Raw genomic sequence first — 14,282 nt, forward strand, 5'->3', positions numbered from 1 at the left:
CGCTTTTTAATCATAAGCTTTAGTAAAAATTTCATTTTTATCATCAAATAAAAGCTGCAAATATCGTTCGTATTGTTTTAGTATATCCACGATGATTTCTTGTTCGTTTAAATACTCTATATTGTAGCCATTACGCGAATCTGCAAAAAAAGTTTGCGGCTCGAAAATAAACTCTTTAGAGTAAGTTGGCATAAATTTATCATCAATTATACTTTGGCTTGCTTGTTTTTTTACCACTTGCACCCCATAAATAAAGTCTTTAGCAAATTCTTTTTTGATGGTCAAACTAATGCTTGATTTTTCTTGAATGATTTGCGTTTTTAAACCATAATCTTTTAAGCTTTGGCTTAATTCTTCCATGGCATTTTTAACTTGAATGCTTAAAAATCTTTGTATGTCTTGTTCTTTGCTTTGTTTTAAAATTCTTGCAAGTCTTTCTTGCCAAAAGTCTCCTGAAAAATACACGCTACTTTGGCTTAACTTCGTTAAAGAGTAGTTTACATCTACGATTAAACCTTTTAGTAGCGAAAAACACATCAAGCACAGTAAAAACGCAAAAGGCAACGCTACGATCATTGTGATATTTAAGATCGCACCCAAGCCACCTGAATAAAGCAAAGAAGTAGCCAATAACGCAAGCACAAAACCCCAAAGAATGTTTTGCCATTTATAAGGCTCACTTGCCCCGCCACTACTTAAAGAATTTAACACAAATATCCCGCTATCTGCTGAAGTGATAAAAAATAAAGCTAAAACCAAAAGCGCAAGCAAAGAACTAAGATAAGAAAAAGAAAAATTATGCAAAAAATAAAACAACAAACTTTCAGGAGTGGAAGTATATGGGCTTAAAACATCGTTAAGATTTAATGCGCTATTGCCAAAAATACTAAACCAAAGTATATTCAAGCTCGTTGGTACCACAAGTACACCAAAGATAAATTCCCGTATCGTTCTACCGCGAGAAATTTTAGCGATGAAAAATCCTACAAAAGGCGCCCAACTAAGCCACCAAGCCCAGTAATAAATAGTCCAGTTATTAAACCATTCAATATGCTCTTTTTCATAATAATAAGTCTTAAAACTCAAAGCGATTAAATTTTGCAAATAATTGCCAATATTAGAAGTAAACTGCGAAAGAATTTCTACTGTCTCGGTTGAAAAAAGTACAAAGAGCATTAAACATACTGCCAAAACCAAATTTGCTTCACTTAAAATTTTCAAACCCTTTGTCAAACCACTAATCGAAGAAAGTGTCGCCAAAGAAATGATAATGATAATAATCACACTTTGTTCTAAAAAGCTTTGTTCGCTCAAAATTCCTAAATTTAAAAAACCCGCATTCAATTGTGAAGCACTATAACCAAGCGTAGTGCTAATACCAAAAACCGTTACGATCAAAGCCAAAACATCGACCAAATTTCCCCAAAAACCATAAATTTTTTCTTTCAATAACGGATAAAACGCACTACGCAAACTTAATGGCATTTTATATCTAAAACCAAAATACGCCATAGCTAAAGCACACACTCCATAAACTGCCCACGGGTGAATACCCCAGTGAAAAATCGTATGCAACATCGCATCTTCATCACTTGTTTGCAATGCTTTTTTATGTATGAGAGGTTCAGCCACACCAAAGTACATAAGCCCCACACCCATACCCGTAGCAAAAAGCATAGCAAGCCATGATGTAAATTTAAAACGAGGTTTTTCATCATCATCGCCCAGCTTAATATCGCCAAATTTTGAAAGTGCAAGCGCTAGCATAAAACACACGAAAAAACTTACACTCAAGATGTAAAACCATGAAAAATTTGCAAAAATACCACTTTTAATGTGATTGATAAAATCATTTGTCACCTTAGGCAAAAAAATACAGCTAAGACTTAAAATGATAATCACGCTAATACTTGGTATAAACACTGCTTTTTTAAAACTTGTTTTTATCATGAAACTCCTTTTTTGTTGTTTTGATTTATTAGCGTCTTTTTTTACTATGTCAAAAAACATCTTAAATACTACTAAATTTAAAAATAGCCACCATTACGCTAAAATTGTTATTTGCTTACATATCTTGCAGTTTGTGTTGATTTTGCAGTTAAAATGATTTTTGTTCCAATCAATCAAGAATTTACACTAAGTGTAAATTCTATGATCAATAAAGCACGATATGGACTTTTTGAGAGCCATGCACCCCAAAAACCGTTATAAGTTCAATATCTGCGGTTCTTGAAGGACCTGCGATAAATAAAATGTTACTCGGCAAAATCGCATTTTCTTTTTTGACTAAATTTAAAGCCTCGCTGATACTTTTAACTATATTTTCCTTTTTTAACAAAACAATACAAAGCATAGGAGCTAAAGAAAGCATTCTTGGTTGATCTTTACTTGATAGCACCAAAGCCACTCCGTGTGAACTCACCCCTGCCCTTGCTTCGATGATAGAAAAATCACTGTGAAAAACCTCAGTTCTTAAATTTTCGATTTCTTGATTAAAACAAGTTTTTTGCTCTGCGTTGATTTTTTGAATATCTATATTCAAACTACGTGGATAAATCAAACTTTTATATCCATAACTTGCTGCGATTTGGTTGATTTTTTCTTCTAGTTTATCTGCAGTACTTTCTTCTACGATGTACTTGTTTGCAGTCATTTTTTCTTTTAACTCACCCAGCATATCTTCACTTGTTTTGATATGCTCGATAGGATCTATAGTTGGAATTTTTTCAAGCGACAATGGTGCATTTTTGATTTTATCTAAAATCAATCTTTTGCTTTGTGAAGAAATTTCGTTTATTCTACTCACACTCAACTCCTTGCATTTTTTCAAGCTCTTTATAAAGATCAAGCTTAGCTTGCGGAAATTCTTTATAAGCGCTCCATTTTTTGATCACAGGTAAGGAATTTTTTCCTTTTTGTAAAAACCAATTAAACTTATGCAAATTTGCTAAAGTATTTTTCCAGATAAATGGAGAAGTAGCCACTTTTTCAAAAATTTTAAAAGCCATTGCTTCGGCTGAATTTGGCGTGATATTTTCAAAACTTCCTTGTCCTACTTTGGCTGCTCTTAGTTTGCGTATTAAATCCGCAAGAGGAATTTGCACCGGACACACTTGAGAACATCTTCCACAAAGCGAACAAAAAGAAAGAATATCTCCATTTTCTTGCATACCAAAAAGATTAGGACTGATAACCTCTCCGATCGGCCCTGGATAAACACTTTGATAAGTATGGCCACCGATTTTATCATACACGGGACAAAAATTCATACAAGCACCACATCTTATACAGCGTAAGGCTTCATAGTAGTCTTTGTCATTTAGCATTTTACTTCGATTATGATCAAAAAGGATCACATGCACTTCTTTAGGGCCATCTAAGTCGCCATTTTTTCTAGGGCCTGTGATGATATTGTTATATGTTGGTATAAACTGCCCCGTTGCTGATGGTGTGAGCAGTGAAACCATAGTCGCAGCATCTTCAAAGCTTTCCATTACTTTTTCTATGCCACAAAGTGCCACATGGATATCACTTGCGGTAGTGCACATTCTGCCATTTCCTTCATTTTCTATCAGCCAAAAAGCCCCTTCTTTAGATATGGCAAAATTCACACCACTTAAGCCCATTTTCAAACCTTCAAATTCATCTCTTAAGTGTTTTCTTGCGATAGAATTAAGCTTTTCAGGTTCACTTTCTAAACTAGAACCTAGCTTTTCTTCAAAAATTTTTCCGATTTCATAGCGGTTTTTATGCACCGCAGGAACCACGATATGCACCGGTGTTTCATCATTTAGCTGTAGTATGAGTTCGCCTAAGTCAGTTTCTATGGCTTTTAAACCTTTAGCTTCTAGATAGTGGTTTAACCCTATCTCTTCACTAGCCATAGACTTTCCTTTGAGAATTTTACTGATGTTTTTTTCGATCATTAGTTCATAGATGATTTCACATGCATCCTCATCAGAACTCGCCCAATGCACGTTGATACCGTTTTTTGTCGCATTTTGTTCAAATTCTAAAAGTCTATCATGTAAGCTTGAAAGTGCGTTGTTTTTTGCTTGCTTTGCTTTAGAACGCAAACCTTGCCAGTCTTCGAATTTTTCATCGATGATTTTCAAGCGATTTTTTTGCAATGTATGCATTGCCGATCTTAAGTTTTCCCTCATTTGCTTGTCGTGAATTTTCACATCGACAATTTGCTCATGTGCCATTTTCATATCGCTACCCCTTCAAGGCGTTTGTTTAAGAAGTCATATAAGTGAATTCCTTTTATATCAAGCCCCATTTTACTCATCGTTCCTGCGATATTCATCAAACAACCGCCATCAGAACTTAGCACGTATTTTACGCCTGTATTTTGAATGTCTTTGATCTTTTCTTGTGCCATGGAATTTGAAATTTGAGGTTCCTTCACCGAAAAAGTCCCACCAAAGCCACAGCATTCTTCTTCAAATTCCAAAGGGATCAACTCTACATTTTTGAGTTTTTTAAGTAAATTTTTACTCGCTTGGATGCTTTTTTGAATTCTTAATGCATGGCAGTTTGAATGCCAAGTTACTTTTATAGGCTCGCCTTTGTCTTCATAGTCTACTTTTAAAACCTCATCTAAATACTGACTAAGATCAATCACTCTAGCACTAAAATCCTTCACCAAACTAAAGTTTTCATCATCTTTAAAAAGCTCTAGGTAATCATGGCTCATCATACCCGCACAAGATCCACTTGGCACGATGATGGGATAATCTTGCGTAAAAAGTTTGATATTGTGCAAAGCGATATTTTTACTTTCTTTAAAATACCCCGAATTAAACGAGGGTTGGGCACAGCAAGTTTGCTGTTTTTTAAATATCACTTCCACCCCTTCTCTTCTTAAAAGCCTAACTGCATTTAAAACACTTTCTTGCATGATAGCGCTACCCAAACAAGTAGCAAATAAATATACTTTTTTCATTTTACTTCCTTATTTTAAAAGTACTGCTTGAGGTATGATCCCATGGAAGAAAAACGCTATGATAAAGGTCCAAATTCCTATCAAGATGATAAATCCAAGCGAGTATTTTAAAGTAAATCTAAACAACTCAGACTCCTTACCCACAAGTCCAACTGCTGCACAAGCAACTGCTATGCTTTGCGGTGATATCATTTTCCCTACCACTCCACCAACGGAATTAGCCGCTAAAAATAAAGTCTCTGAAATTCCTAATTTTTGAGCACTCACTTGCTGTAATGTCCCAAAAAGCAAATTCGAACTAGTGTCAGAACCTGTTAAGAACACACCTATCCAACCTATGATAGGAGAGAAAAACGCATAAGCATCGCCTGTATTTGAAAATGCAAGCCCTAAAGTCGTACTCATACCGCTATTTTTTGCGATAAAAGCAAAAGCAACCACCAAACCTATGGTTAAACATGGTGTGGCCATTTCTTTTAAGGTGTCCCAAAAACATTCGGTTGCTTCGTTGATTTTGATCTTTAACACAACAATGCTTAGCAAAGCTGCCACTAAAATGGCTGTTCCTGCTTGTGCGACTAAGTCTATAGTGTGTGATGGGATCATGGTTTTTGTGATCTGTGGGTTGACTATGTCAGGGCTTATGATCGCGCCTAGGGTTTCGTTAAATTTCAAAGTAAATTGCATGAAATTTAAAACACCATCTTTTGCAAACAAAGCTTTAAACCATGGTTGAGTCCATATCACTATACAGATGATCAAAAGCACAAAAGGCATCCAAGCTAGAAGGACTTTTTTTAATTCTAGTTTTTGCGTGTTATCGAAGTCTTTTACATCATCTAGTCTAAAGATGTTTTTTGGTTTCCAAAATTTTAAAAATACCGTAGTCACAGACAAAGAAACAACCGCCGAAATGATATCAGGAAGTTCTGCTCCTAAGTGATTTGAACTCCAAAACTGCGTAGCGGTAAAAGACACCGAAGCTACAAAAATAGCCGGAAAAGTTTCTTTAACTCCTTTAAAGCCATCCATTAAAAATACTATAAAAAACGGTATGGTTAGACTAAGTGGCACGAGCATTCTACCTACCATAGCCGAAACACCGTGCTGTTCTATGCCTGCTAGGTTACTCATAGCGATGATGGGAATTCCCACTGCACCAAAAGCTACTGGAGCGGTATTGGCGATGAGGCAAAGTCCTGCGGCATATAATGGTCTAAGCCCAAGCCCCACAAGCAAAGCCGCCGTGATAGCCACTGGCCCTCCAAAACCTATAGCACCTTCTAAAAATGAACCAAAACAAAATCCGATCAAAATCACTTGAATTCTATGATCTGGAGTGATACTCATCACACTTTGTTTGATCACTTCAAACGAACCTGACTTAATGGAAAGTTTGTATAAAAATATAGCCGCGATAATGATCCAAGCAATAGGCCAAATACCGTTTGCAAAGCCTTGTATGAAACTCGCACCAAGCAAAGAAAATGGCATATCATAAGCAAATAACGCCACAAAACTTGATACAATGAGGGTCAAAAACCCCGCCTGATAACCCTTGAGTTTAAACACTACAAGAGAAAGCAAAAAGCACAAAATAGGCAAAAAAGCCACCAAAGCACTTAAAAGTATGTTGTCAAATGGATTATATATTTGCTGCCACATATTTTTCCTTTTGATAAAATCTCCAACATTTAGCTTAACAAATATATTCTTTTTTTTGTATTTTTGTTAAATAAAATCAGCACTATGAGTATAAGAGTAACACCTGATGTTGAAATTTGTAAATCCTAAGCTAAAAAGCACACTATGCTTTTTAGCTTGGCACTATGGAGTTTTTACGTGCAGTTTTTTGGAGTGAGAAAAGGACTAAAAACATTAAGATGGTATAAGTAAATGTCATTACCATTGCTAATGGATCTTCGATTTTTATTTTATCGTTTAAAATTTTACCTATAAGTGGATTTAAAATAATAGGACAATACACAATAACTAAAATAAAATTTATATAACTTAATATAGCACAATAATATCTTAGATACAAAGAATCAATATAAATCACTAAAAAAAATATACTCAAAAAAACAACTATTTTAGTCAAAGGGATAAAAAAGTTAGAATTTATCACAAAAAGCATAAAACAGATCGCGGCAAAAATACTGACAACCGATAAAAACCTTCCTATTTTAAATTTAATTTTTTTAAAAACAACGCTTCTTTTTTGTTTGTCACTATAATACAATGAAGCAATGAATATAGCTATTGGAGCAAAAAACAATAAAAGCAAACAAGATAAAGGTGAAACTTTAGCAGCTGCAACAATTTTATCATCACCATAAAAACTAAATGACTTTAAAAAAGAAAAAATATTAATTTCTTCTATTCCTAAAAAATCAATATTTGTAAAATTAAATATACATATAAAATATATTGCTATCAATATAAAACAATTATTTATCACTTTAAGCAAATCTGTATGATGATCGCTAAGTTTTCTATAAAATAACAACAAACACCAATCGACTTTTTGTTTAAGACGCAAAGATAACTTATCAAAAACTTCATCTCTTTCATATTTTGAGAGTACATCATTTGAATTTAATTCTATTTCTTTACAATAAAGCTCATATTTGTGAAAATTTGAAGCCTCTAAAAGATTATTATCTTTTATCAATGCATTTTTAAAAACTCTAAAAGAATCTCTAAAATCATTTGCAAATTTATCTAAAGATTTTTGATATTGTTCATTTTTATCTTTATTAAAATTTTCATATTCTTGCTTAATTTTTTCTTGTAAATCATCAAAAGTAAAATTTAAATTTGTATTTACAACATTTAGACTTCCCTTGAAAACAGATTGAGAAAAATTAAACATATTAAAATCAGAATTATAAAACATAACATCATTTAGAAATTGATTTTTTTCAAATTGAGCATTATTAAATAAATTATCTTTAAAATTACATGATCCAAAAAAAATATTTTTATTAAAGCGACATTTTGCTTTGAAAACACAAGATGTTATATCTAATTTTTTTCTGAATATCGCATCATTGATATTTATATCTTTTTTAAATATACATTTATGTATGAAAATATCATTTTGTATATCTAATATTATATTTTCTGAGTTATAAACGAAGCAATCAAAAACACAATTAATAAAAGATAATTTATATAATTGAAATAATTGAAAATCGAAACTGTGCATTATTTCATTAGAAATTTCCACACACTCTAGATAAAAATTGTAGCATATGTTTTTTACTCCAAGAGAATCTATCAACTCTGCTTTTATGATATCAAATTTATCAAAATACGATTCATTTTCTTGCATTGTTTTCCTTCGATATTTTTATTTTCTAGTGAAATTACAAAATTTACAAACAAAAACTTATTTATATTTTACAATTCTTTTATTCTTAATATTTATTTGTAAATTTTTATCATAAAAACCCAATTAAGAACTTTTTTTATACAATAATTGGCTAATATGATCAATCGTATTTACCATATCATCAAGAGTTGTTATATTAAAAACATAACACATAAAATCAATAAACATGATTGCTAATATCATAAAATTAAAACTAACAAAAAACCAATTGATTTTAATGTAAACATTTGAAGAAATTTTTAAGAGAAAAGAAAACAAGGCATAAAGAATATTTCCTATAAACAAAGCTATAAAAGACATAACAAAAACCAATCTAAAAATACTCGCTTTATCTATATTTGATAATACAGAATTTGAAAAATTCAAACCTGCAACAAACGATAAGATTATAGAAGCAAAAATACCCAATATAGTTATATAACTTTTTTTACTTTCTTGAACTTCTTTGCTTGTTTTTTCTATTTCTATTTTACTTTCTTGAACTTCTTTGCTTGTTTTTTCTATTTCTATTTTACTTTCTTGAACTTCTTTGCTTGTTTTTTCTATTTCTTGTTTTATCTCTCTGATATTATTTAATCTTACAATTTCCAATAATATATGATCTTGTAATTTCAATAAATTATCTTTAAGTTGTTTTATATTATCTGGTTTATCTATCAATAATTGGATATTTTTTCTTATATTATCTATTTTGCCATCTTGTTTCATATGCAAACGAAATAAATGTGATGTTATATCAGAATACCTATGTCTTTTATTAGTATCATAAAAATTTTTTATATCTTTTTTTAAATCTTGAATATTTTCTAATTTATCGCTAGATAGTTTCTCTAAAATATTTTCAATTTTAGAAGATTTATTTTTGGTTTCAGCAAGATTAGCATCTTTTTTATTGTCGATAATATCAAATAACGACTCATTGTTACTTTCTGTATCTGTTTGCATATTCTTCCAATAAATCAGGTGAAATTATTCCATATTTTTTTGTTTTATCCCAAGGACTATTTTTTTCATGGCTTTTTTTAACTAAATCAGACGCATACATATTAGATAATTTATCAATATAACCATATAGCTCACCTCTCATATTATCATCAAACTCTTCACTTGTTTCCTCATAAACATTAATTGGATTTGACGCATAAAAAGAATATTTTTTATATATGCTCTCTATTACTGGACCATAATCCCAAGCACTAAAATTCTCATCGGTGATTAATCTTTTTCTAGTTCTTATTAAATTGTAAATATCCATAAAATACATTATCTTTTGCAATTGTAAGTTGCTTATAGGATTTTCTATACCTATACAATAATTAATAACATGTCTTGCAACATTTTCAGCTTTCATTTGCAATTCCCTTTAATTATTTTGCAAGGATTATAACAAAATAATATTAATTAACTATGTCTCAATGATTTTTACTTCTTCTTCGTTTAGGTTGTAAAGTTTGTAAACGATAGAGTTTATTTTGTCTTCTTGGGTTTTGGTGTTTGCGTTTTTGTCTTGTTCTTTTAAAACTAAAATCTCATCGACTAAGCTTATAAGCTCGTTTGCTAGTTTTTCATTTTTAGAATTTATTTTTGGTATAGGAAGTCTTTCTAAAAATGCTTTTTTGTATCTAAACCCATTTTCACCTAAGTTTCCACCGGCATAAAACATTTTAAACATAAAAGCCACAAAATCATTGTTTAAAAAAGCAATAAGATATTTTAGATTTTCCCCTGTTAAAATAAAACTTGTTGCTTCTGCGTAAAAATTTAACTTTGTATCTAAATAAAATTGTGGTTTTCTTACTATTTCACTATACACTATCTTTTCTTTTTCAAATTCCTCCAAATAAGCACAATTTCTAAGGTTATAAGGTGTTTTTCCTTTGTCAGTTCTTTTTTCTAAAGTTTTATAATACGGCTTTAAATGCTGTTTTAAGCTAGGGTATTCATCTATGTTTATTGCTTCTATCTTTTCTCCACTTTTGCTTTTATAGCCATTGTGAGTGTTGATCACCCAAAGCCCTGCCCACTCATAACTATATCTTTTTATATCTCTACCGCGTAGCATTTTGCATATGAGTTTGGCGGTGCGTTCTTTTTCGGCTTCATCTTTGCATTTAGCTAGAATTTCATCTCTTTTTTCAGTAGTGATGATAAAGGCTTCATTAAGCCCTGTTAAAATTCCACGATATATATTAAGCCCATGCCAGTCTTTAAGTGGAGTGCCGTGCTTTTCTATCTTTGCTTTTAGTGCGTTTGTGCTTTCATCGTTAAAAGTAAAGCTTTCTTTGCTTAAGGAATTTTGTGCGATTTTGTTAAAATTTAAAATGCTTTCTATGTTAAAGTCGTTTTCTTTTAAAAGCTCGGTGTTTGGAGCTAGGTATTTGAAGCTACTATCTTTAGTTTTTGCTTTTTCAAAGCTTAGTATGGAAGTATCTACCGTAGCACTTTCAAAGACTTTTATGCCATTTAGATCGATGTATTCTAAAAGTGTGGTATTTTTGAGCAAAAATTCACGCAAAGACTCTCCATAACCTGCTCTTGTGTATTTGTTTGAAGTGATGAAAGACAAAACACCATTTTGCTTTAGCACATTAAACCCAAGCTCATAAAAGTAGGTATAAATATCACTTGTGCCTTTATATACTTTATAGTTTTTGGCTAAATTTGGCTTTAACTCTTTGATGTCTTCTTGTCTGATGTAAGGTGGGTTACCGATGATGAGATCAAACCCTTGAAAATTCCCACCCTCATCAAGCACTTCGCTAAATTCAAAACGCCATTCAAAAGGATTTGCACTTTCTAAGTCAAATATACTCTCATAAAGCTTTTTAAGCTTTTTAAATTCTTTCTTGGCAGCACTTTCATCAAAGTCAAATTCAAACATATTTTTAGAGAAAAATGCTCTAAAATTCTCATCTTTTTCATCTTGTGCTAAAAAATCGCCGTATTTTTTAGAGTATTCATTAGCACCGTTGGTAAGTTGCTTGATCTCTTTGGCAAATTTGTCTTTTAAGCAGAAATTTTTAAAAGACTCTTTGAGGTTTTTGATCTCTTTTGCGATGAGAGTTTTGTCGGTGTAAAAGCCTTCTTTGTAGTCTTTGACTATGCGTTTGTATTTATCCATGCGTTCTTTGATGTTGGGGTAGTGAGAAAGGCTTTTATGAATTTCAAAGTAGCTTATTAAAGAATTTCCGCATTTTATGTTGATATCGATGTTTGGTAGGGTTTTAAGATCATGATAGTTTGCATCATCAAAGCTTTCATAAAAGCTGTGTTTTAAAAGCTCTATCCAAAGTCTTAGTTTAGTGATCTCGCATGAGTTTGGGTTGATATCTACTCCAAAAAGGTTGTTTTCTATGATGTCTTTTTTACGCTCGAAAAGTTCTTTTTGGCAAAGGTGGGTTTTGTCTTTGTCAAAATCAGGGCGTTTATACTCTAAAAACTGGCCTTTGTGATTTTGCACTAAAATTTCATCATTTTGCACGCTTAGGTAAAAGTCCTCTTCAAACAAACCAAGCTCATAATGCACCATAAGCATGGCATTTAAAGCTGAAACTAAAAAATGCCCACTTCCCACCGCAGGATCGCAAATGCGTATGGAATTTAGCAAGGCTAGTTTTTGTTCTTGAGGGATTTTTTCTTGGCGTAGCTGGGTTCTTAGCTCGCTTAGCTTGGTGGCATTTAGCTTAAAAGTATGGTTAAACTTATCAAGCACGACTTTTTCTATGCTTGCTTTACACATGTATGAAGTGATAAAGCTTGGGGTATAAAAACTACCTTCTTTGTAGCCATTTAGCTTTTCAAAGACATTTCCTAAAACGCTTGAGTTGATGAGTTCTTTTTGCTTGATGAGTTCTTCGCTTTGCTCATCTGCTCCAAAGTCAAAGCTGTCTAAAAACTCAAACAAATACTCTAGCAAACCTACTTTGCCTTTTTTACTTTTGCTTTTGTCATCTTTTAACTGCGTATGTGGGTGGTACTCTAGTAAAGCGTCATTTTCTAAAGTAGCGATTTCTAGTGTGGTTTTTTCGATGGCTTGTTTTTCAAAAAGCGATGAATTTAAATAAGGCAAATAGCTAAATTTACTCTGCGTCCTTGTGTGCTTTTCTTTAGCTAAGATATCAAAGAAAAGATGTGAAAGGGTGGTGAAATTTGGAATTTTTTCATAGTTTAAGAATTTTAGGGTTTTATCATCGTTGAATCTAACCAAATTTGACTCTATAAGCTTTAAAAATAAAATGCGATTTAGCCAAAGTATGATGAATTTTAACACCTCTTCAAAGTCGTGCTTTGGAAGCTTGCTCGCTATGAGATGATAAAGTGTGCCTTGGGCTTGTTTGCTTTGCTCACTTTGTGTGATGATGAATTTAGAAAGCTGTTTGCTCTCGCTTAAACCCAAGATATATAAAAGCTCTTTATAGAATGCATTGTTTAACGAGTTTGCGTCATTTGGGCTAAATTCATTTAGCAAAAAGTCTTTGTGGAAAGTTTTAAAAATGCTTGCTAGGTTTTTGAAATTTGACTTTTGCTTGTCTTTTAAAAAGGCTAAATCGATGAAAAAGCCTTTTAAGCTTTCTTTAGAATTTTCTATGAGTTTGCTTGCTTCTTTGTAAAATTCATCGGTGTTGCCTTTAAAAAGTGAATTTGGGCTTTGAAATTCTTCAAAAAGCTTTTTAAAGCTTGTATTTTTATAAAAAAGCTCTTCAAACTCACTAGCTTTGAAAATGTAAAATTTATAAAAGTCTGTGATGATGATAAATTTCAAACTAAAGCTATGTTCTCTATTTCTAAAATAATACAAAATGGCTTCATGCAAAGCTTTAGAATTTGGCTTTGTGTGGGTGATGAATTCTTTTGAGTTGGGCTTTTTAGCTTCGATGAGAACTTCTAAGTCTTTACTAAGCTCATCTTTAGCGATGGCTAAGTCGATCTCGCTTTTGCCTTTTTGTTTGGTTTTGATGTGGGTTTTGAAATTTAGCGTGGTTAAAAATGGGCTAAGTGCATTGCGACTAGGTAGTCTTCGTTTTCGCTTTGTGAGTTTTCAAGCCTTTCTAGATACTGCGTTAAAGCTTTGCAAAAAGTGTCAAATTCATTTTGTGTGATTTGCTTTTTGCGGTAGTAAGGGTTGAAAAAATCTTTTTCGTTTAAAATCAATACATTCATCACTTTAGCCTTTTGTTTTTATATCGTTGATTTTACTTAAATTTATTTTATATTGTAACTAATCACAAATATGCAAAGCTTTTTGTTTTATTATCATTAATACACAGTATACTAAATATTTTAAAATATTCTCGATGATTAAGTTTTATTTTATATATATGCAATAAAATATAAATGATTATTTAACTAGGAGGTTAAATGAAAAAGATTTTCATCACATGTTTAGCACTAGCTTCTTTAGTATGTGCTAGGGAGGAATTTTTCACAAGTGAGGTTAATTCGCTTTACTTAAGCAAAAATGACACAAAAGCTGTTGGTAGACTACTACCTACAAATCCTTTTGAGGTGTTAAAAGTAGAAGGAGATAAAGCACTGATCAAAATCACAGGCTATGTTAATCCCGCTTCTGCTTCTGTGCTATACTATAATGATAGTCAAAGGATCATCGTAGCTGCATTTTCTAAAAATACAAAGCTTGATTTTAAAACTTACACAAAAAGCAAAAATGGCAAATGGGATAAAGCCACCATAGAAGTTTGGACTGATAAGAAAGATTTTGCCAAGAGTGATAAAGAAATGTTTATAAAAGCCAAAGAACTTTATATGAACAACTGTGGAATTTGCCATAGCGTGCATAAAGAAAGTGAATTTACCGCTAATGGTTGGCCTGCTACGTTTAGATCAATGGTAAATCGAACAGGTATTGATAAAAAAGATCATTGGTTAGTGATACAGTATTTGCAAAAAAATGCAAAAGACTTCAAGGAGGCAAAATAA

General features: G+C 32.0%; 9 protein-coding genes and 1 pseudogene. 1 reads left to right on the forward strand and 9 read right to left on the reverse strand.

The annotated features are described in order from the left end of the window. Positions 1-6: 6 nt before the first annotated feature. The 9 genes and pseudogenes from A0083_RS07530 to A0083_RS07570 all read right to left on the reverse strand — a co-directional run bounded on the left by A0083_RS07530 (position 7) and on the right by A0083_RS07570 (position 13,505). Positions 7-1,950, reverse strand: a complete 1,944-nt coding sequence (locus A0083_RS07530) for a BCCT family transporter (RefSeq protein WP_120760179.1) — start codon at positions 1,948-1,950, stop codon at positions 7-9. 205 nt (positions 1,951-2,155) lie between these two features. Beyond that, the gene (locus tag A0083_RS07535) at positions 2,156-2,806 is read right to left on the reverse strand and encodes a LutC/YkgG family protein (protein WP_197553158.1); all 651 of its coding nucleotides are present in this window, start codon (positions 2,804-2,806) and stop codon (positions 2,156-2,158) included. After that, positions 2,799-4,214, reverse strand: a complete 1,416-nt coding sequence (locus A0083_RS07540; RefSeq protein ID WP_039664617.1) for a LutB/LldF family L-lactate oxidation iron-sulfur protein — start codon at positions 4,212-4,214, stop codon at positions 2,799-2,801. Before A0083_RS07540 ends, A0083_RS07535 begins: the two co-directional genes overlap by 8 nt. After that, on the reverse strand, positions 4,211-4,948 hold the full coding sequence (locus tag A0083_RS07545; protein WP_039664618.1) for an NAD-independent L-lactate dehydrogenase, oxidoreductase subunit: 738 nt from the start codon (positions 4,946-4,948) through the stop codon (positions 4,211-4,213). Before A0083_RS07545 ends, A0083_RS07540 begins: the two co-directional genes overlap by 4 nt. 9 nt (positions 4,949-4,957) lie before the next feature. Next, the gene (locus tag A0083_RS07550; protein WP_442861583.1) at positions 4,958-6,613 is read right to left on the reverse strand and encodes an L-lactate permease; all 1,656 of its coding nucleotides are present in this window, start codon (positions 6,611-6,613) and stop codon (positions 4,958-4,960) included. 151 nt (positions 6,614-6,764) lie between these two features. Beyond that, positions 6,765-8,285: a hypothetical protein gene (locus tag A0083_RS07555; RefSeq protein WP_197553160.1), complete on the reverse strand. Its 1,521-nt coding sequence runs from the start codon at positions 8,283-8,285 to the stop codon at positions 6,765-6,767. A 123-nt stretch (positions 8,286-8,408) separates the two neighbouring features. Then, positions 8,409-9,290 (reverse strand): coiled-coil domain-containing protein, encoded by an 882-nt coding sequence (locus A0083_RS07560; RefSeq protein WP_197553162.1) that lies wholly within the window; start codon positions 9,288-9,290, stop codon positions 8,409-8,411. Beyond that, the gene (locus tag A0083_RS07565; protein ID WP_197553164.1) at positions 9,268-9,696 is read right to left on the reverse strand and encodes a Panacea domain-containing protein; all 429 of its coding nucleotides are present in this window, start codon (positions 9,694-9,696) and stop codon (positions 9,268-9,270) included. Before A0083_RS07565 ends, A0083_RS07560 begins: the two co-directional genes overlap by 23 nt. Positions 9,697-9,750: 54 nt before the next feature. After that, a pseudogene (locus A0083_RS07570) lies at positions 9,751-13,505 on the reverse strand (type IIG restriction enzyme/methyltransferase). 198 nt (positions 13,506-13,703) lie between these two features. Between A0083_RS07570 and A0083_RS07575 the strand changes: the two are divergent. Continuing rightward, entirely contained in the window at positions 13,704-14,282 is a 579-nt protein-coding gene (locus A0083_RS07575; RefSeq protein ID WP_039664622.1) for a monoheme c-type cytochrome, read from the forward strand.

The sequence above is a fragment of the Campylobacter sp. 2014D-0216 genome (assembly GCF_014931215.1).
Classification (GTDB): domain Bacteria; phylum Campylobacterota; class Campylobacteria; order Campylobacterales; family Campylobacteraceae; genus Campylobacter_D.